The sequence below is a fragment of the Legionella stuttgartensis genome (genome assembly GCF_977063405.2).
On record NZ_CDRUHA020000033.1, the window covers coordinates 342143 to 363307 of the forward strand.

Below are 21165 nucleotides of genomic sequence, written 5' to 3' on the forward strand. Positions count from 1 at the left end.
TGGTACCGAGAAGAGGACTCGAACCTCCACGGAGTTGCCCCCACTAGCACCTGAAGCTAGCGTGTCTACCAATTCCACCACCTCGGCATTGTGGCGCTAAGTTACTCATATTTTGCTGATCTGTCAATGGCTTTTTCAGATTATTGAAGGAATCATATCCAGATTAATTGGGATAAGGAGTCCCTGCTTTTAAAATACGCTCTGTTACTCCTTGCCATTCTCCTGTAGATGGCGGAAGTTCGATTGCAATAATTTCGGCATCGGAGGCATCAGCTTTTCTTAATTGGTAATACAAGTCAAAGGCTACTTTTTCAGGATGATTTTCTAAGAGATGAAAATGATCTTCACGGACGTCTATTGGTTGACTGCTGGCAATGACATAGACTTTATCAGGATTTTTTTTGCAAAAATCGGTAAGTGTTTCGTAGCAGGAAAAATAATATAGGATTTTTTGGGGTTGGTAATGACTTTCCAATTTCCCAGGAACCCGAAGTGTATTTTTGTGGTTAAGTGAAGGCGTCGCAATGACTTTGGCTAAGGTTTTTTCATCGAGAAGCCCATGACGTAAAATTTGATAGTTTTCTGCATGTGTCGCATCAATGATAGTGGATTCAATACCTACGGTACAGCGACCTCCATCTAAAATGGTTAATTCTTGGTGAGGGAATGATTCACTAACATGTTCTGCCGTAGTGGGGCTGACTTTCCCAAAAGGGTTGGCAGAGGGAGCGACTAAAGGAATGCCTATTTGGGTTAATAATTCCTGGGCTATGGGATGGGCTGGACATCTAATTGCTACGGTAGTTTGCCCCCCAGTAATTAATGGATTAATTTGATCGCGTTTGCAATGAAATACCAGAGTTAAAGGGCCTGGCCAAAATGTCTTAATGAGTTGTTGGGCATAGATAGGAATATCCTGGACTAGCATGTTGAGATCCCAGTCAGGGGCAACATGGACAATCAAAGGATGATTTAATGGCCGATCCTTCATTGCAAAAACAGCTCTAATTGCCTTTTCATTATTAATAGGGGCGGCTAATCCATAGACAGTTTCAGTAGGGATGGCTACAGGTTTTCCTTCTTTTAAATCGTAGATCGCCCGCTCAATATCGGTGGTGATTAAAGGCATATACAGTTCATCAAATTAAAAAGTCTATTATTTTTACACAAGTTGCAAGAGAAATCAGCTATTTTTGCGTTTTCAATGTTCCCTGTTTAGAATAAATGTATATAGAACATCAGGAAATTATTGTGTTGCTTAATTTTTTGCAAAAAACAGTGGATAGTTATTTTGCTCTTGTGCCCAGAGATAAACCCTCTTTAGAGATTGTAAAGAGCGCACGTTTGATTGCCCACCGAGGCGCCCACAATCATGCTCAAGGCATTATGGAAAATACGCTTGCAGCATTTGATTTAGCAAAAGCATTGGGATGTTGGGGGATTGAGTTTGATGTACACGCCACCGCAGATAAAGTGTTGGTGGTGAACCATGATGCAACGTTAAAGCGGCTCTGGGGGCATGATCGAAAAATTGCCGATCTAAAATTTGATGAATTACGCGCTCTCGCTCCGGAGGTGCCTACTCTTGATGAAGTAATCGCTGCCTATGCGCGCAGTATGCATTTGCTCATCGAATTAAAAGAACCGTTTCACGACGAGGACGCTTTAATCCAATCCTTAGAGGGGCTATCTGCTGGCGAACATTATCATCTGCTGACTTTAAATTCGGAGATTTTTTCTTCGATGTCGCAATTTCCAAAAAACGCCCTGTTGTTGGTTGCAGCTCATAACAATGTACATCAATTTTGTGATGTCAGCTTAAATGAGAATTATGGAGGAGTATTAGGTCATTATTTTATGATTAATAACAAGACTCTTGACCGACTAAAGGCCGCCAAACAAATCATTGGGGTGGGAATGGTCGATTCAAAATACAGTTTATATAGAGAACTCAATCGAGGAATCAATTGGCTGTTTACAAACCGTGCCGGTACTATAAATTCTTATTTGCGACATTTTTAGAATCGTGTAGAACGCGCACTCTTTTCTTGCAAGCAATATCATAGCGCAGCTTGTAAATAATATTGACCAGTTGAAATAGATATGTTCTGATTATTGCGACAGAAAACTTGTCAATATTTGACTCGCTATAAATAAACGGAGCGAGTTGTTTTTTACGATCAAAAAAAGGGATGTTTATGCGGTGGAGAGATAAATTTTGGACGGCAACGAATTGGGTATTTGATACTGCAGTTCATTCAGTAGCAGATACAGTGAATGTCTGCGCTACATTGGCGTGTTCTCTTGGCGGTGCTGCATTTGCTGTTTCTAATGCGCTTCCTTTACATGATGTAAGCGCATCCTATTGTGGCTCGGTTAAAGCTCAGGGTAATTTTATTCTAGGCGTGGATCTCATAAATTTGAACTATTGTTTTAACGAACAGTACCCGTTGTCATATAATAAGGATATTAATAATGGCACTACTTACAATCTCACTGATTATATTAATGCAGGAACGTTACAAACTGCCAGTGCTGTTTGTGTGGCCTCAGGTGTCGCTTTAAAAACTATAGGTGCTAATATTAAGCATTGGCAACAAAATAGAGAAGAGCGGCGTTATTATGCTCGCACGAAAGACATTCAAATTGCCAAACCGAGTTATAAAGAGTATGCATTGGTAAGTGCGGAAGCCTTTACTGGAGCTGTATCCAATGCAATGCTAAGCCATACAGTTACGGCTGCAGTACTCCACTTTTCAGAAAAGAGTATCCCGAGTATTACTTACCCTCCAAATAGTGCGGAGCATACCAGAGGTGCGCACTACAATGGCCCAGTGATAAAAGAACCTTTTAAAATAGGAATTGATTTAGGTACTAGTAATTTCTCAATTCCACTGTATTTTGGCGATTTGGATGTGATGCTCACAAAAGCACTTGATGCAGCGGCAAATGCGACTTATGGAGGGGGATTTTTCTTTAAACGAAATACCCAAGAACCAAAACCATCTTTGGAGGTTACGGAAGCAGTTTCTTCAACTGTAGGTGTTAGTGCCTATTTGGCAAGTAATTTTTTTGGACGGAAAGCCAAAGAGCTTCATAGTGAAAGGGTACATCCAGAAGCAAGACCTTATTCAATCGTTTAAATTAACATGTTACCTGGGTGTCGCAAAGCGAAAACCCAGGCTTAGTTCTTAATGCAATGATTCTAGCTAGCGTTCAATAATCGCAGCAACGCCCATTCCCCCGGCAGTACAGACGCTTAAAAGAATACGACCTTGCCCTTTATCGGCAAGTATTTTGGCCGCAGCACCGACTAATCGTCCGCCGGTGGCAGCAAATGGATGACCAAGAGCAAGGCTTCCGCCTTTAATATTCATTTTTTGCGGATCAATACTTCCTAAAGGTTTTTTGAGGTTCAAAACTTTTTGACAATATTCAGGCGATTCCCAGGCTTTTAAAGTACAGAGTACTTGGCCGGCAAAGGCTTCATGAATTTCATAATAATCAAAATCATCTAAAGTGAGCCGATTTCTTGCCAATAATCGTGATACTGCGATTGTGGGCGCCATTAATAAGCCCGCACCATGCACAAAGTCTACGGCAGCCAACTCACAATCAACAAAATAAGCGAGTGGCTCCAGCTCATGACTATTAGCCCATTGAGGAGAACCTAATAGTACCACAGAGGCTCCATCGGTAAGTGGGGTTGAGTTTCCTGCTGTTAAGCTGCCTTTATCTGACTTATCAAAGGCAGGTTTTAAGGTTGCTAATTTTTCCAATGAGGTATCTTTGCGAGTAATCGTATCACGCTTTAAGGCGTCAAAAGGTGTTATCAAATCGTCATAGAATCCTTCATCATAGGCTTGTGCGGCATGCTGATGGGAACGAAAAGCTAATTCATCTTGAGCCTTGCGGGTAATTTGCCATTCTTTAACCATCAGTTCACAATGATCGCCCATGGATAGACCTGTTCGGGGTTCGCGAACTTCGGGTAATTGAGGTTTTAACATGCCTAAGCGGAATTCTTTGAGAATACCAAGTTTTTCTTTGAGGCCTTTCGCATGTTGAAGTTTAATTAAAAAATGGGTTAATTTTCTTTGACCAATTAATGGGGTGTCTGAATTCGTATCAGTCCCTCCTCCTATTCCTGCGGTAATTTGTCCACTGGCAATTTTGAGCGCAATCAAATTGATTGATTCTAAACCGGTACCACAGGCTCGTTGTATGGTTAATCCTGGGGTTTCAGGAGATAAGGTACTGCCTAAAACCGTTTCGCGTGCAAGATTCCAATCAAAAGGATGATTCATAATCGCCCCGGCAATAAAATCACCCAATAGCTCACCTTGAATCTTAGTTTTATTGATCAGATCAGCTAATGCTGCTCCTAACAAATCCTGATTGGACTTCCCTAAATAGTAGGTTTGCGATTTGACAAATGGGGTACGGGAACTGCCGAGAATGGCCACTTTTTCTTTGAAGCTCATGTGAAATCCTTTTTGCTGCCTATGATTTCTAAGAATAGCCTAAAAAAAATAACTAAGCATCTCCGTGTATCCAGGTTTTAGAGGTGATTTAAGTTTGGGAATAATCAATAGGTGTCAGATTTGGTTTCTTTAAAATTATAGTCTATCTTGTCATTAATTAGGCCGGGTTAATTTGCATAAAAAAATGATACGGCGCTTTATTTAAAGAATTAACACAGGGAGGTTCTCATGTATACCTTATACTCATTTGGTACTCCGAATGGGATTAAACCGACGATTATGCTTCATGAGTTGGGCCAATCTTATACGATTAAATTAATTGATATTTCCAAAGGCGAACAATTTGATCCGGAATTTTTAAAAATTTCACCGAATAATAAAATTCCAGTTTTATATGATTCGCAAAAAGATTTTTATTTGGCTGAAAGTGTTGCGATTTTGCAATATCTTGCAGAGAAACATCATAAATTTCTGCCAGAATCACCAGAAGATAAATACACGATTTTGCAATGGTGTTTTTTTCAAGCGGCACATATAGGACCTATGTTTGGTCAATTAGGTCATTTTCATCGCGCAGAGGAAAAGATTCCCTATGCAATCAAGCGTTATGCGGATGAAAGTGAGCGTTTGCTCGGTGTGATGGAAAAACAGTTAACGCATGCCATCTATATAGGCGGTTCCGATTATACTATTGCTGATATGGCTATTTGGCCCTGGATTTACTGTTTTCAAATTTTTTACCAACAAACAATTGATGAGAAACGATTTTCTCATTTACTCAAGTGGTATCATCGAGTTGGCGAACGCCCTGCTGTTAAAGCTGCCTTAGAGGCCTATGGTTTGAATTTAGAGGGTAAAAAGTAGTGACTAATCCAATTTTTTAAAATATTACAGCTATGATGAATACCTAAACGGGAAATTATACTCCTTATGCCATCAAGAGGAGGTGAAAATACGTCATCGTGAGGAGTTTACGAAGGCTCTCTTGGATTGGCATCATATTTTATTATGATGCCGTGCCATTTGTTGGAGATCCCTCACTGCGTTCGAGATGACGTATCGCGATAGGTGAAGAGGGGATGAATCAAATACTTTTAGTTAAACTCAGGCGAGCTCGTGGGAGTTACCTCACTTCCGGGTTTTTCTTGTTTTGGAGCATAAAATCCCTTCGTGCTCAGTAACTCGGAAACCGGTGTGGCGTTCGGTGTTTGTTCTGAAGGAACTTGCGTTTTAAGCGTTACGAGTGCATTTAAATGCTGCTCTTGAATTTTCAAAAGTTCTCTATATTGGTGGTTCGTACTTTCCAGGTCCTTTTGTACTAGTCCAAGCTGCTTTCCAGATTGCTCCATATGGGTAGCTATCCCCGAAAAAGTTCCTTCTTTCTGTTCTATGAAGGCATCTAGTTTTTCTTGAAAGGCATGGCGCTGATCTTCGCCCATGACAGTATTTGATAATTGACTTATGGTACTGCTTAAAGTTTCTACCATCGATCGCGCTTTATTTAACTCCATTTCAAGGTCTAACTTTACTTTTTTAATTTCCTCAATTTTTTCAGACAATTCTTTCCTGGTAGCCCCATAAGCCTCAGTAAAGTGGACTAACTTCTCTTGGTTTTGCTTCATTAAGTCAGTGTGCTGGGCGACTCCTTCTTTTAGGACGCTAGAAACTGCCACCAATCCATCTTTTGTTTCGCCTAATACTGTATTTATATTGGTAGTGGCTCTGACTTGTTTATCAATTTCATCAATTTGCTTACTTAAATCGCTGATATTTGCTACAAGTATTTCATTTTCTTTGGCGAATTTTTGAATTTCTACTACTAATTGTTTACGGATAATCTCCAACGCACTAATAGTTAATTCTAGAAGATCAGCCAGCCCCAAAATTCCTTTTTGTAAACTTTCTACAGCACTGGTACTGCATTTGTGATGATCATCAAGAATGACGCCACCTGCGGCATAAGTCACGGCGGTGACGCCACAAAGAGCCAAAAGAAAACCAACATGAGCCATGATACCAATGATTAAGGTAGGGACCGTTAATGCGACACCACCAATAATTTTTTGCCAAAGGGGTAGTTCCCCCCAGTATTCTGCAGCGCGTGAGAAAATACTTGGGTTTTTTTCCATACTTTGAATTGTATTTTGTAGGCTTTTTTTAATTTCATCAAATAGTTCTTTGGTAATGGTAATTTTTTGGAGCTTATCTTGTCCTGTATCCTCATTGAGAATTTTTAATTGAGACTTTATTTTTTCTTCTAAGGTGGTTGGTGCCGATTCTATTTCTTTTGTTTGGGTTGTATCAATTTCGATAAGATGTTGAAGCTCTTCTGCGTTGGTAGCCATATGATTTCCTTTCTGTTGAATAATCTTCCTGTGCCTACTATTTTTAACCAGGATAACTTAAAAAAACAAGGAAAATTTGTTTTTTAGAACGAATAAGAATCGGACTCAGTAAATAGGTATTATTTAACGAGTTAAAATTTACTGCAGTGATGAGTTGGGCTTTATAGCCCAACTTTAAATCAGTGAACTTAATTTATACTAGCAATTTTATAGCTGTCCTCATAATGATCTTCTTTTGCTTCAGAGGAACAAGAAGAGATGCACTTAGATGCTTCATTTACAATACTTGCACCAGAACGAGTAAGAAAATATACAAGAGCTACTGGAGCTAAAACAGCGGTTAATATAGCAGCAGCAATTGTGATGGCAGTACAAGCAGCAGCAAGAATACTTGCCTTTGCAGCAACCATAAGCGCTTCGTTTGTTGTTTCTTGAGCTTCGGGTTGGTGTAGACTATACAATCCAGAACCTGCAGCAAAAACTAAGCTTCCTAAAGCAGTTAATGCAGCCCCTGCCGCAGTGGCTGCTGCTGCAGCACTAGCAATGGCGAAAGCGATGGGAGCTACAATCGGGGCTGATGCTACAATCCCGAACTCTGTTTTGCTATTGTAGGGTGTGAAGAAACCAGGGATATTTTTTTGGAGAAAGGAATACGCTTTCAATGCGCCCGCGTCCAATTTATTGCGCGCGGATTGTTTTTTTTCTTTAGAGCCTATGCACAGATCAAAGATGGAGTCCTCATCTTCTTCAGTGTTAATTAAAATGGGTTGTGGCTTTTTTTCATAATTAATTGTTTGCTTTGAGATTCTTCTTGCGCCACTCAAATTGTCATCGTATTTTGCATCCATTGTATGACCTCAGGTTGTTTAAAACCGAGCCATGCTATTCAAAAAAAGAATACAAGTCAAGTTGAGTTTATTTAATTTTTTGATTATTTTATCCGCACTTAACAATTAAAGATGATTTTTTATGACTTTTAATATTGGGCAACGCTGGATAAGTAATACCGAAACACAACTGGGCTTGGGTATCATTATTGAACTGAATGGTAGGCAAGTAAGTTTGAGTTTTCCTGCTGCTGGCGAGGAGCGAATTTATTCTACGGATAGTGCTCCACTAAGCCGCATCATTTATAAAGCGGGTGAAGAAGTAACTACGTCTGACCAACAAAAGATGCATATTACACAGGTTGAAGAGCGTCAAGGATTGTTATTTTATACTGGAATTGATGAGGCAGGTAATGAGATTCGTATCAGTGAGCTTTCTCTGGATTGTTTTATCAATCTCAATACTCCAGAACAAAGACTTTTTAGTGGATTGCTTGATAAATTAAATACATTTAAATTGAGAATAGATACCCTAAATCATGCCAGTAGACTCCAGCAATCTATGGTAAGGGGATTGTTGGGGTCACGAACCAGCCATCTAAAACATCAGGTTTATATCGCGAGCGAAGTAGCACAACGTTATGCCCCTAGAGTTTTGCTTGCCGATGAGGTAGGGCTTGGTAAGACCATAGAAGCTGGCATGGTGCTCCATTATCAGTTATGTACCGGTCGTGCTAATCGAGTATTGATTGTGGTGCCTCAAACTTTGATTCATCAATGGCTGGTTGAAATGATTCGTCGTTTTAATTTGTATTTCTCCATTATCGATGCGGAGCGCTATGAACTGATATACGAGCTAGATGAAGAAGAAGGGGTGCAGATCGGTACAACGCAAGAGAATCTTTTTGAAAATGAACAATTGGTTTTGTGCAGTTTGGATTTTCTAATGGAAAATGAAAAAGCACGCCAACATGCGCTCAGTAGCCAGTGGGATTTGCTAATTGTCGATGAAGCGCATCACTTGCATTGGTCCGAGGAAGAAAAGAGTCCTGAGTATGAATGCATTGAAGAATTAGCGGGACAAAGTAAAGGTTTGTTGCTTCTTACTGCAACACCGGAACAAGCCGGAATTGCTAGTCATTTTGCTCGTTTAAGACTGCTCGATCCTTCTCGCTTTTATGATTTTTCTGCATTTAAAAAAGAAGAAGAAGGGTACCAGCAAATCAATAAATTGGTACAAGAGTTGATGACTTATGGGGAACATACATCAGCGGATGCTTTAAAACCAGAACATAAGTCGCAATTAGAAGCTTACTTGGGAAAAATAACGGATTTGAGTGTTAATCAGATCATTAAAGACTTACTCGACCGACATGGGACAGGTCGTGTCCTATTTCGTAATACACGCGCAGCGATTCAGGGTTTTCCTGAACGACGGGTGCATGCGAATCCTTTGGAATGTCCTACTATTTATTCTTCTCTGGATGAACAAAAAGGTCAGAGAAAGCTGTATCCCGAACAACTTGTAGCGAACGAACTGTGGCTCGAAAATGATCCTCGAGTAAAGTGGTTAGCAGACAAAATCAAAGAAGTGCACCCCCAAAAAGTGCTCGTTATTTGTGCCAAGGCAAATACCTCCATCGCATTGGATCAGTATTTAAAAGTAAAGATAGGGATTCGTAGTACTTCTTTTCATGAAGGGTTATCGATTATTGAGCGCGATCGGGCTGCAGCTTATTTTGCTGAACAAGAAAATGGAGCTCAGGCACTTATCTGTTCTGAAATAGGAAGTGAAGGTCGCAACTTTCAATTTGCTCATCATCTCGTCTTGTTTGATTTGCCATTAAATCCTGATTTATTGGAACAACGTATTGGTCGACTTGATCGTATAGGTCAGCAGCATACTATTGAAATTCATGTTCCTTATCTGATGAATACGGTGCAAGAAAAATTGTTTCGCTGGTATCACGAAGGGATAAACTTATTTACAAAAAGTTGCTCTGTTGGTTTTACCCTTTATGAAGAATTTGAAGATCAGTTACTCCCAATTCTTGATACGGTAGACATAAATAAGGAAACCTTTGAACATCTGATTACTGAAACCAAAACGCGAGCGGAACAAATTAATCAAGCACTTCATGAAGGACGTGATCGACTGTTGGAGTTAAACTCCTGCAATGCACCCCAAGCAGAGGCATTGATTGCGGCTATTGAAGCAGAAGAAAATTGTTTGGGCTTGGAAAATTATATGGCGCAAGTGTTTCAGGAATATGGTATCGATCATGAATACCATTCTGAGTCTTCTGAAATATTGCGCCCTACGGATCATATGAAGACCAGCCATTTTCCAGGGCTAAAAGAGGATGGGGTTACGGTAACTTATTCGCGCTTGAAAGCGTTAGTGCGTGAGGATGTTGAATTCCTAAGTTGGGAACATCCAATGGTCAGTGAATCCATGGAAATGATCCTGGATTCTGAGTTAGGTAATGCAACTTTAGCGACAATCTCAATTAAAAGTATCAAACCTGGAACGTTATTTTTGGAATCTTTTTTTACAGCAAATTGTGCAGCACCCAAATATCTGCAACTAGATCGTTTTTTACCGGTTACACCAATTCGTGTGCTTATGGATGCATCAGGAAAGAATCTTTCTAAAATCTTGGATTATACGCAATTGAATCAAATGTGCGAACCTGTGAAACGTCATTTAGGATACCCAATCATTCAGCAGATTCGTGGGGATCTTGAGAATATATTGACACAAAGTAAAAAAACAGCTGAAGCCCAACTTCAAGAAATCTTGAGAGAGGCAACAGCACAGATGACACAAAATATCGGTTATGAAGTAAATCGGCTTGAAGCCTTAAAAAGCATTAATCCCTCGATACGTGAGGATGAAATTGCTTTTTACAAAAAGCAGCTTGTTGACAGTGAGGAATTTATTCAAAGTACGTCTTTAAAGTTGCAAGCGTTACGTGTGGTAATCAATAAAATCTGATGATTTTTTTGTAGCTACTTTGACTCATGCTCTTGATGATAAGGTAATTCATAATGCCATGATTTTATAAATGGTTTATTATTTCTTTTGAAGGGGTGTGAGTTGCGTCAAATGCATCATTAAGCTACGGTTGACTCATGATATTTTTGAGCAATAATTATTTGCAATGGATGTAGAGTGGATGCATAGTGTATAAGAATCGGGGCATAGGCTAGGTAGGGTAATATTATTTGCTATCTATTACTCGCTATTTTCTTGAAGCAGGTAGTACAAAGGGATGAGTCTACTAATGAACCAACAGATTAAAAAAATTGTAACGGACCTTTTGCATTCAGCGGGAATCACTCCTAATGGGAATGAAGCCTGGGATATTCAAATTCACAATGAAGGGTTGTACCAGCGTATTTTTAACGGTGGTTCATTGGCACTTGGTGAGTCCTATATGGATGGATGGTGGGATTGTAAAAGTCTCGATCAATTTTTCACGCGCATTCTTCTGGCTCAATTGGATCAAAAAATTAAATCCGACAAATGGTTATGGCCAAAATTAATTTGGCTTAAGCTGATTAACCATCAATCTAAAAAGCATGCCCTGGAAGTGGGTAGAAAACATTATGATTTGGGAAATGATTTATTTAAATTCATGTTGGACAGTCGCATGAATTATACCTGTGGCTATTGGAGAAATGCGAATGATCTGGAGACCGCACAATTAAATAAATTGGAATTAAGCTGCCAAAAATTGAAGCTTGAGCCAGGGATGCGTGTACTGGATATAGGCTGTGGCTTTGGTGCTCTTGCAAAATATGCTGCAGAACATTATGGAGTCAGTGTTGTTGGTATCACTATATCCAAAGAACAATTTGAATATGCAAAACAGAATTGTTCCGGGCTACCCATAGAAATTCGCTTTCAGGATTATCGCGATGTTCATGAACAATTTGATCGAGTGGTCTCTTTAGGGATGTTTGAACATGTTGGTTATCGAAATTACCGCATCTATATGCAAAAAGCTCGCGATTGCCTCAAAGATAATGGTCTGTTTTTGTTACATACTATTGGCGGTGATTTGACGCGCACTACAGCGGATCCTTGGATTAACAAATATATTTTCCCTAATGGCATGATTCCTTCCATGGCACAAATCAGTCAAGCCTCGGAAGGCTTGTTTGTTATGGAAAACTGGGCTAATTTCGGTGCTTATTATGATCACACCTTAATGGCATGGCATGAACATTTTGAACAAAATTGGGACCGCTTAAAAGAGCAATATGACGCCCGTTTTTATCGGATGTGGCGTTATTATTTATTGGCCTGTGCGGGTAGTTTTCGTGCGCGTACGAACCAGTTATGGCAAGTTGTTTTCTCCAAAAATGGAGTTCCCGGGGGGTATCAGGAGCCTTTATTCACAGGTGTTAAAAAAAAAGGGTCTGAATGTAAAGAGGCGATCTCCGATCTTGAATTGTCTTAATTAAAATAAAGGGATACTGCATTGGTGCAGTATCCTCAAAGTGTATGGCTTAGTGCTTTTTGTCAAATACCATACGCAAATGGCTATTAATCGTTTCAATGGCATTGCGGCATGCTGGAGTATCAGCAAGCTCATTTATCATAAGAAAATCATGAATGGTGCCATGATGACGAATACCGGTAACGGGTACACCTGCTTCATTAAGCTTGTGCTCATATGCTTCACCCTCATCACGCAATACATCGCATTCACCGTTTATCACCAGCGCAGGAGGTAATCCTTTTAGTTGCTCAGTAGTTGCTCGTAAGGGGGAGGCTGTTATTTCTTTTCTTTTTGATTTATCAGGTAAATAATTATCCCAAAACCATTCCATTGCTTTTTTGGTTAACCAGGGACCTTCGGCAAATTCTTTGTAGGAATCATTTTCAAAATTTGCATCGGTCACAGGATAAATAAGCACTTGGTAATCAATTTTTGGGCCACCACGCTCTTTCGCGAGCAGTGTCATTACTGCGGCCATATTTCCGCCAACACTATCTCCTGCAACAGCTAAACGAGAAGTATCCAGATTCAATTCTTTACCATGCTCTGCAATATATCTCAGTGCAGTATAATCCTCTTCAATTTGCGTTGGATATTGTGCTTCAGGTGCTAAAGAATAATTGACAAATACAATGGCAGCATGTGCACCAACTGATAGTTCCCGTACAAGACGACCATGAGTTTGCCAGTCACCAAAAACCCAACCTGCTCCATGATAGAACATAACTACCGGAAGTTTTTCTTTTGAGCCTTTAGGACGAACAATGCGAAGCTTTAATTTGCCATTCGCGTGTTGAATAAAACGATCTTCAATATCCACTTCAGTTTTTTCTTTTTCTAAAGGTAATTCTTGTAATTTGTCAAAAATAGCCCTTCCTTCTTTTACCGGAAGATCATAAAGCGGTTTACCCCCAGCTTTCTTGATTTTTTCAACGAAAGCCCAGGTTTTTGGTTCTATACGTTTACTTAGATCCATTTTACTTGTCCTCATGGTTGAAGTTTAAAAATATAATTCATTATTTTTTAAAATATGAAGCCAAAACTGTCACTTTTATTATCGGGACAAAATAATTATAGACAATTTGGACGGCTTTTGTTTTGCACAGTAAAAAATCGAAAAAAATGAACGAATTAATTGATTGAGAAACACCTAGGTGGACAGGAGAGGGAACAGATTTTCAAGTGGTTTTACTTGAAGAGCTGAGATTGTTGTGCCTAAAATTAGTTCATAAAGGATCTTTTGGAGTTCAAAATGAAATCATTAATTGGCGGCATGCTCTCCTTGGTTGCTTTTTCTTGTTGGGCAATAGATCGCGGTATTAATTATGATCCTGCACACAGCAAAGCCTTTACGGATGCTCAGATAAAAAACAATTTACAGGGTATGAAAAATGAGATTATAAAAGATCTACAAGTCGCACAAAAAAATGGATTTACGATCATTAAAACATTTTATGCGGGAATTTCTACTGTAGATGGCAAAAGTACAGCAACTATGGCTGATTTAGCTTGCCCTTTAGGAATGAAATTAATGTTAGGAGTGTATGAGTTCGATCCAGGAAAAGATCATTGTGATAACTGGTGCGATATTGCCAGAAAAAAGCAAGTAGATGATGCCATCGCGAGTGTGAATAAATACAACAAAGATAATAAAAAATGCATTATTGGTATTGCGGTAGGAAATGAAGATATTTACAACTGGAATTTTACCCAGCCCAATACTTTAGTACAAAAACATATCTCTGAAGATCTTAGTCGTCTTAAAAGTGCAGTCGGGAATAAAGTAGTGATTGGCACGGCACAACAAGATGGGGCGTTATTAAAACTGGCAGCGAGCGATCCCAATGGAATTATTGGCAAGCTCGACTTCATAGGCGCCAATATTTACCCTTATTGGAGCAGTAAACCATACACCCCAATATCTGGAGCTGCTACTGAATTTACGACTCGCTATGAAGCCATCAAAACTAAATTCCCTGGTAAAGAAATTATTGTTACCGAGGAAGGCTGGCCAAGCCAGGGGTCCGCACAGCAAAATCCAGGCGCATCATTACCTAATGAAACGACCTATTATAATTGGTGGAAGGGCCGGTCTGATGATTTTGACTCCTATTATTTTGCCTTGTTTGATAAGCAACCAACGGATGGCGATGCAGATAAGTTTTTTGGATTATGTAAAGCAGATCGAAGTGACAAGATACTTAATGATTGTGATTAATAAATGCCTTGAAAAGTTTAGTGAGAAAGAGGTTATTATAGCTACAATATAATAACTTCTTTCATCAATTATCCCACACTATATTGTAGGGACCGAAGCAGATAAACCGGGCACGCTAATGTGTTGTAACTCATCAGGCTCACCCGCTAGATTGAATCCCTGCGGTGTGTAATATCCATCCTTGCCCTTCTCATTTCGATATGAAGTAAATCTTCCTCCTTGAATCATATGTGTATCATTGGCCTGTTTACCCGGTATTACATCTGCAGCCGCTAAAGAAATTTCAATTTCCTGGATTAAATACTCCCATTCGCTAATTGGCCTATTGTCGGAAATATAAACGGTTACATCCTTTCCTGCTGTATTCGCAGAGATGGGTTTGTCTTCTGGAGTAATCTTAAATAAAGGAATATTTTTTTCTACTAAGTGTTTTAGCACAATATTTATTCCTTTTTCATAATTTCCGGGTGTTTCACGATCAAAAGAGAAATGGAGTTTCCATCCATAATCGCTTTCATTCAATTGATAGGGTGTTAGTTGATATGATGTAAATTCTAACCATTGATGAGGGGTTCTTTGACAATAATAGTTACCTGCTTTTATAGTGGAACCTATATGTAATGCATTTATATTTTTACTATTAGCCCAACTTTCAGTATCTCCCTTGTAAACAAAAATCCGTTCGTTATAAAGAAGTCGTATTAAATCTTCTTTCACACTATTTAACAGTGTTTTCATTCGAGGATCAGAAGATTGTTGCGGATCCGCAAGGAGCATGTTTATTTTTTTTATTGCTAGATGGTTTCTTTGGAGAAGGGATAACTGAGTATCACTCAATAAATGAATTAACGACAGGACTGTTTTTTTCCCTTGGAATCCAAAAAAACCAAAAATGCCTAAACTTTTTTCCTGAGCCAAACAAAAAGCATTTAGTTTATCTACACATGATTCAAATGAAATTGGCATACCCACCTCATAATGAATTTTATTTTTAAGTATAGGTCTTCTTTTTCTTTTTGTTTGTTGGACGGTCTAGGATGGGGACGCTCATGAAAGCGGGTAACTATGTTCTACTTCCATTAGCTTAAAAGGAACAGAATCTGAGATTTAAACTTGGTAAATCCCAGTTCCACGGTATCAACATTCCCTTTGTTTATTCATTACCCACTGGGAAGGAACCATTTTCGGCGTTTCTATAGTCAGGAAAAGAACAATGCATGTGGGCTATCTTCCACGATCCGTCTTCTTTTTCAATAGTCAGGGTACCGCGTAAATGTTCAAATAAATGTTCTTCCCCTTCAATGATAATTCGTGCACGACATATGGCAGCAGCCCACAAAGCATCATCAGGAGTTGGGACAAAGCGAATTATTTCTATTTTACCTTGCTCTGATTGGCTCCAGTCCCTTCTTAACTGTTCTTCAATTTCTTCTAAACCAACGCGATATTCATCAATCCCTGACCCCCAGACGTTCGAATTATTATTAAACAGGCTTAGCAAAAAGGATGCGTTGCGCTGCTCATATCCATCACAGAATTGTTTAAAAAGTAGTTCCGCAGGTTTTTTTTCTAGAGTGTTCATGAAGCTTTTTCTCCTGGATAATAAAATCTTGGCGGAGTATAAAAAGATGAGAAAAAATTGTCTGTCCGTGCCGAACACGGACAAAACGAAGCGCTATAATGCTGAGTATAAATACAACATGCGTTCCATTTCTAGCCTAGAAGAAAATCCGGTGCGTTGTTTAATACGCAGCAAATAGGTCTCTACGGTCCGCGGAGAAAGTTCAAGCAACTGGGCGATTTGTTTGTGTGTTGCACCTTGCACCAATAATCTAAGGCAAGTTAACTCTTGAACAGTGAGGTATGTTTTCTCATTTTTTCCAAGCACCGGAATTCTGCCTTGCGTCAAGCACATCTCTTTGTAATTTACATCGCGATAGGCTTCGGGTAATGCGAGCGGATTTTTATTCAGTACATGGATTAAATCTTTATTTTGGATGTCAAAATCAAAAATAAATTGTTCAATCGCCTTGAGTTTATTGAGATAAAAGGAACCGGGATTTGCATGTTCATAGGGTAAGGCAACTGCAATCATATCGTAATAGTTTTTACTCCGACGTACTAAAGTAAGTCCGTTGTGAAAATTAAATTTTTCACGAGCAATTTGCACCGGTGTACGGGGTAATTCTTCATCCCAAAAGAACCAGTATGAATGGTTATTTTCATGCTCATCGTCAAATGAAGAGAATACTACTGGGGCATTATCAATGTGTTGGAAGTATTCAAAGAGCCCTGTGTGGTTGGTCAGGCAATTAATGGAACCGTCTGCAAAACAACGTAAATATTGAAAATAATTAAATCCAAATGCATCTAATAAATTTTTACTTGCTTCATGGACTTTGTTTTTTAATAAAAATATAGGGTGGTTTAAGTCAACTTTTAATGACATGTAAATAAAATAACCTAGGTAAGCGGTACAAAGTGAATGCTATTTTCTCAGTAATTTTATTATTGATCAAATTGGTGTCGCCTCACTTGGTAAATACTCACTCGTTTTGAATTAATAGAGGATGAACACTAGAGCAAGACCTTGAGCGTGTAACCGATGATCATTTGAGTTGATTATGATTGCATTTGCCAATTGATCTCATTACCCTTTTTCATTTTGAGATTATTTTGTAATGAGGAGAGCCCTGGGATGCATGAGGGAGAAGATGAGATACAAGAACCAGTAAAAAAATCCGTTCGAACCAGTGAAAAATTACTTGCCAAACTTTCAAGATACCTCGACGAACTGGATTCTGAAGAGGATCATGAACTACACAAAGAATATGAAATAGCGGCTGAAACCATTCTGGAAATCCATTATGAGCAAATAGTAACAGACGCAAGCCAAGTTCTAGTTGGATTATTAGAGAACTATATAAACAAAATAAATACCGATCTTATCTCTTCATCTTTTTTTGAGCAGCCCCACCGTAACAGCGATCTCATTCTCGCCAAACATTGCTTGAAGGTATTAAATCCTGATTTTGCTACTGGGCCTACGGGTGATGCCGCCATTTATCATTTACTGAAATATCTGAATTTACATCCTGAGAAGTTGGATATGAAACACGGCTCGGCACAAATACTATCTGCCTTTTTTTCTTTGTACAGACACTATACTGATGGCCTCTCTGAAGAGCTTACCAAGAAGTTACACGTTCACAATCTCTGGGATGCTATTACTTATGGGGATTGGGTGGACCCTTTACTGGTTGAAATGAGTTATAGCACTGGTGATGTCCGAAAAAGGGGTTTTGAACAATTAGCAGCCGTTCAAAGCTGGATGCCCGAGAATAAGTCCTCATTTCAGGAATTGTTTACCCTGAATGTCCTGGCCGCACTAAAAAGAAAATGGATGAATAGTGAAGACAGTAGAAGCATGATATCTGGGCTGGAGCAATTGACAGCCTGGGTTTCCCCCGCATCGAATGAAGAAATTGCGGAGAGCCTGGCTTTTCTTTTGGCACATGATAATTATGAGCTGGCATACCCAATCTCCCAAACCATAAAAAAATTAATGGAAGGTAGGATTTTCTATAAACCCATTGATTTTTGTATTAGTGCTTTACTCAATCACAGAGACTTTCTGCAAAAACTTGGCTCTAGAACGGGCGCATTTAATATACTTAATGATATTAATAAGTACAGCGAGCTGGCTTCCCCTGATTACCAAGCCATGTTGATGGCATCTTTTAGCCAAGAATTTTTACAGGTATCTGATGTTGCACTGAGTGGCCTTCTTTGCAAGTCGTTCAATCAATTACACGTACCCCTTCCCCCAGACATACAAGACGATGTGCTTGCAAAAATAGTCCGCTTGTTACGTTATGATAAAGATCGCTCGCCTCCTCGCCATAATTTTAATGATTTTTGCGATACGTTCATAAAATTCGGCGACAATATGACTCCCACATCGCAGGAAAACCTATGCTATGACTTATTTAAGAGTTTTATTCATTATCATGGTTGGGAAACTATTTCAAAACCGGTTAACGAACATTTTTCTAAACTCATTGAAATGATGTCGTCAGAAAAACAAAAACAACTTATTGAATATGCACGTTCGCAAATGATGATGGAATTCGTACCCGATCTATTTGATACACGGAAGACTTTTTTACAGTGGAAGAGTCAGGCAATAATTAATTCGATTACCATTATCGCAGCCTTAGTTGGTACTGTTACTGAGAAAATGGAAATGCAGACCCGATTTTTTGATGATCTCATGGCTCTGGTGATGGATAAGGAGCAATATTTTGAGACTATCTCAAAAGCAACAGATACACTGAATCACTTGCATTGGCATTTATCTGATGAATACAAAATCAAAGCAATTCAAGATTTGTTTGATTTAATTAAGCAAAAGGCAAAATATTATCACCGAAGCAAGAAGCCTTTTGCTTTAAAACTGATAGCGCATCTCTCCGCGGGGTTAGACGAGGCCACCGGTGAGGCTGTAAATGATGGATTGCTTGCTCTTATTCATAAAAAGGGAGCTCCCGGCCTAAAATGCGATGCTATTGCAGCACTTATAAAACTACAAGTGATGTTCAACTCCAAAAAACGTACTGCTGTTGCTGAGTCCTTAATTACCTATTTAAAAAACCCCAAAAAAAAGAAAATAGTCAAAGTAAGCATTATCAACTTTATTAAGGATGAGCAAAAAAGAAATCCGCTGCCCGTTTATGAAACGGTGGTTCCCATTCTTATTGACATTATTAAATTGAAAACCAAACATCTTAATTTTCAAATTGCTGCTTGTCGGGCTTTGTGTCAATTTAGCATGACACAAAACTCCGCATTAAAGCAAAGTATTAGCTCTGCTTTAATTGAAACAATGAACAATCCCACCAATAAGGAGCTTTGGCAAGTGCTTTACCAATCCATAGTGGCACTACAGCATTGGCTAACCCCTGAACAAAAAGCCAGGTTTATGTCTGATTTAATTGAAACCATACCAAACACTAAAAAAAATGACCAGGCTAAGCGTATAAAAGCACTTTTTACTTTAAGAGACTGGTTACCTGCTGAACAGCAATTTCCAGCCCTTGAAGCGACATTAAATAATCTTCTAATTCATCCCAACTGTGTTAGTGACTATCGATTATTAGAAGAGTTAATGCCTGTTCTCAATGAGTCTGAACGCACCAAGGTTCTCCATCATTTGATAGAACATTTGGATCATGATAGTCCCTATCAGACTCGCTGCCTGATAATGCTGTATGCTGCCAACATCAATGATAATGATAAAATATCCCTTTTGGCACGTCTGAGGAAACTTGGGTCACAGGGAGAAACTTGGGATACAAATAAAGCCAGGTCACTCTTCGTAATGATTTATAATAATTACCATCAAAGCATCAAAGAAAAACTCCTGGACAACGTTGCACAACAGCACAATTTGCCGGTGGAAATTTCACAGCATATCTTGAGCTATGCTGGAGCATGATTCTGGGCACGCTCTAAAGCCTGCGGTTTGGCGCAGGCTAATCAACCACATTCTGGTGTAGTGAATTCAGGGTAGTTTGATGTCTAAATTATGGAACATAATTAAATCCAAATGCATCTATAAATTTTAATTGCATTCGTAGACTTGGGTTTTAATAAAAATTTAGGAGATTTAAGCAATTTCTAATGACATGTAAATAAAACTAATTTAATTAGAAAAACAAAGTGAATGCTATTTCGCCAATAATTTTTTTATTGATCAAATTGAATTGTATGGTTTCATCTCCTTAGATTTGATATAAAGTTTTGGAGAACTATGGACTTCTATTTCAGAAAATAGAATAAAGGAGATATAAATGCTTAGGAATAATTTAGGAAGACCGCATAAAGATCTATCATCAACACGGCTAAAACGCCAGTTATCAATATTCTACACAGGCCCTGATGGCCGCATTACTTCAGATGACCCTGACTCCTACAAAGGATTAGAACGTATTGCTTATCAAGATGCGCTAATTAGTCAACACCCGGAGACAGGCTATGCCGATGGAATTTTAAAGAAAAGAGCCAAGGAAAAAAATGCAAACTTTTTTTCTGATGCAAAGACTAGTGAATCTTCTAAGTATGAGGTTTCGGTACCTACTTCTCCGTGATGTAATATAATTAAAAGAGATACCTTTCTTAAGGGGAGGTATCTATTCGCCTCATTCAGGACTGATTAATCTTAAACCTAAACGGATGTAAATAGAATGGCTAAACCAGTAATTCCACAAGAAGTATTTCATGAACTTATCAAGGCAAATGGATTTTTCCCAAATAATTCCCGCTACCCTTTAGTACTCTACAAACAAACTAAAGTAGTTAAAAGTCTGACGCCGCAGGCTATCCAGGCGCTTTTAGAGCGAAATCACTGGGGGAATTCATGGGTCGATTCGATTTATGATTATCATCATTATCACAGTACGACCCATGAAGTACTCGTCATGATTGCGGGAGAAGGATCTGTCCAATTTGGGGGGGATAACGGTACAGTTTATCAAGTAAGCGCGAGCGATGTAGTCATTATTCCTGCGGGGGTGGCGCATAAAAGTTTGTGCTTATCCAGTGACTTTCAATGTATTGGTGCTTATCCATGGAACGTCGATTTTGATATGAATTATGGCAAAGCCGAAGAACATCCGCGAGTGGTTGAGCATATTAAGGCTGCTGGGTTACCCAAAAGTGATCCTATATTCGGTGAGCAAGGACTGTTATTTAATTATTGGAAATAGCATATATGCTAAA

General features: G+C 39.0%; 17 protein-coding genes and 1 tRNA gene. 9 read left to right on the forward strand and 9 right to left on the reverse strand.

What is annotated here, in order from left to right; genetic code table 11:
• Window positions 1-87: transfer RNA gene (locus tag ACWTEW_RS10160), tRNA-Leu, on the reverse strand.
• A gap of 76 nt (window positions 88-163) precedes the next feature.
• Window positions 164-1129: an L-threonylcarbamoyladenylate synthase gene (locus ACWTEW_RS10165; RefSeq protein ID WP_454781560.1), complete on the reverse strand. Its 966-nt coding sequence runs from the start codon at window positions 1127-1129 to the stop codon at window positions 164-166.
• Between the two features lie 122 nt (window positions 1130-1251).
• Between ACWTEW_RS10165 and ACWTEW_RS10170 the strand changes: the two genes are divergently transcribed.
• Both ACWTEW_RS10170 and ACWTEW_RS10175 read left to right on the forward strand, forming a co-directional pair.
• Window positions 1252-2022, forward strand: a complete 771-nt coding sequence (locus tag ACWTEW_RS10170) for a glycerophosphodiester phosphodiesterase (RefSeq protein ID WP_454781561.1) — start codon at window positions 1252-1254, stop codon at window positions 2020-2022.
• Window positions 2023-2198: 176 nt separating this feature from the next.
• Complete coding sequence (locus tag ACWTEW_RS10175; RefSeq protein WP_454781562.1) at window positions 2199-3143, forward strand: hypothetical protein; 945 nt, start codon at window positions 2199-2201, stop codon at window positions 3141-3143.
• A gap of 66 nt (window positions 3144-3209) precedes the next feature.
• Here the strand turns inward: ACWTEW_RS10175 and ACWTEW_RS10180 are convergent, their stop codons facing one another.
• Complete coding sequence (locus tag ACWTEW_RS10180) at window positions 3210-4484, reverse strand: acetyl-CoA C-acetyltransferase (RefSeq protein WP_454781563.1); 1275 nt, start codon at window positions 4482-4484, stop codon at window positions 3210-3212.
• Window positions 4485-4712: 228 nt separating this feature from the next.
• Between ACWTEW_RS10180 and ACWTEW_RS10185 the strand changes: the two genes are divergently transcribed.
• A complete protein-coding gene (locus ACWTEW_RS10185; protein ID WP_454781564.1) occupies window positions 4713-5348 on the forward strand; it encodes a glutathione S-transferase family protein in 636 nt (211 codons plus the stop codon).
• A 230-nt stretch (window positions 5349-5578) separates the two neighbouring features.
• On the opposite strand, the gene ACWTEW_RS10190 is transcribed toward ACWTEW_RS10185, so the two are convergent.
• Window positions 5579-6829 carry a LegC2/C7 family Dot/Icm T4SS effector gene (locus ACWTEW_RS10190; protein ID WP_454781565.1) on the reverse strand — a complete coding sequence of 417 codons (1251 nt, stop codon included), beginning with the start codon at window positions 6827-6829 and terminating at the stop codon, window positions 5579-5581.
• A gap of 188 nt (window positions 6830-7017) precedes the next feature.
• Entirely contained in the window at window positions 7018-7677 is a 660-nt protein-coding gene (locus ACWTEW_RS10195) for a hypothetical protein (RefSeq protein WP_454781566.1), read from the reverse strand.
• 121 nt (window positions 7678-7798) lie between these two features.
• On the opposite strand from ACWTEW_RS10195, the gene rapA reads away from it, so the two are divergent.
• Window positions 7799-10654 (forward strand): RNA polymerase-associated protein RapA, encoded by a 2856-nt coding sequence (gene rapA / locus ACWTEW_RS10200; protein WP_454781567.1) that lies wholly within the window; start codon window positions 7799-7801, stop codon window positions 10652-10654.
• A 289-nt stretch (window positions 10655-10943) separates the two neighbouring features.
• Entirely contained in the window at window positions 10944-12125 is a 1182-nt protein-coding gene (gene cfa, locus ACWTEW_RS10205; protein WP_454781568.1) for a cyclopropane fatty acyl phospholipid synthase, read from the forward strand.
• A gap of 49 nt (window positions 12126-12174) precedes the next feature.
• Here cfa and ACWTEW_RS10210 read toward each other — a convergent pair whose 3' ends face one another.
• Window positions 12175-13143: an alpha/beta hydrolase gene (locus ACWTEW_RS10210; protein ID WP_454781569.1), complete on the reverse strand. Its 969-nt coding sequence runs from the start codon at window positions 13141-13143 to the stop codon at window positions 12175-12177.
• A 276-nt stretch (window positions 13144-13419) separates the two neighbouring features.
• On the opposite strand from ACWTEW_RS10210, the gene ACWTEW_RS10215 reads away from it, so the two are divergent.
• On the forward strand, window positions 13420-14385 hold the full coding sequence (locus ACWTEW_RS10215; protein ID WP_454781570.1) for a glycoside hydrolase family 17 protein: 966 nt from the start codon (window positions 13420-13422) through the stop codon (window positions 14383-14385).
• A 78-nt stretch (window positions 14386-14463) separates the two neighbouring features.
• Here the strand turns inward: ACWTEW_RS10215 and ACWTEW_RS10220 are convergent, their stop codons facing one another.
• The 3 genes from ACWTEW_RS10220 to ACWTEW_RS10230 form a co-directional block, all read right to left on the reverse strand.
• Window positions 14464-15351, reverse strand: coding sequence for a hypothetical protein (locus ACWTEW_RS10220; protein WP_454781571.1), 888 nt, complete (start codon window positions 15349-15351; stop codon window positions 14464-14466).
• A 187-nt stretch (window positions 15352-15538) separates the two neighbouring features.
• Window positions 15539-15967 carry a nuclear transport factor 2 family protein gene (locus tag ACWTEW_RS10225; protein WP_454781572.1) on the reverse strand — a complete coding sequence of 143 codons (429 nt, stop codon included), beginning with the start codon at window positions 15965-15967 and terminating at the stop codon, window positions 15539-15541.
• A 93-nt stretch (window positions 15968-16060) separates the two neighbouring features.
• Window positions 16061-16834 carry a helix-turn-helix domain-containing protein gene (locus ACWTEW_RS10230; RefSeq protein ID WP_454781573.1) on the reverse strand — a complete coding sequence of 258 codons (774 nt, stop codon included), beginning with the start codon at window positions 16832-16834 and terminating at the stop codon, window positions 16061-16063.
• 249 nt (window positions 16835-17083) lie between these two features.
• Between ACWTEW_RS10230 and ACWTEW_RS10235 the strand changes: the two genes are divergently transcribed.
• From ACWTEW_RS10235 to ACWTEW_RS10245, 3 genes are all read left to right on the forward strand, one after another.
• Window positions 17084-19882, forward strand: coding sequence for a hypothetical protein (locus tag ACWTEW_RS10235; RefSeq protein ID WP_454781574.1), 2799 nt, complete (start codon window positions 17084-17086; stop codon window positions 19880-19882).
• 355 nt (window positions 19883-20237) lie between these two features.
• Window positions 20238-20534: a hypothetical protein gene (locus tag ACWTEW_RS10240; protein ID WP_454781575.1), complete on the forward strand. Its 297-nt coding sequence runs from the start codon at window positions 20238-20240 to the stop codon at window positions 20532-20534.
• Between the two features lie 96 nt (window positions 20535-20630).
• Window positions 20631-21152, forward strand: coding sequence for a cupin domain-containing protein (locus ACWTEW_RS10245; protein WP_454781576.1), 522 nt, complete (start codon window positions 20631-20633; stop codon window positions 21150-21152).
• Window positions 21153-21165 lie beyond the last annotated feature (13 nt).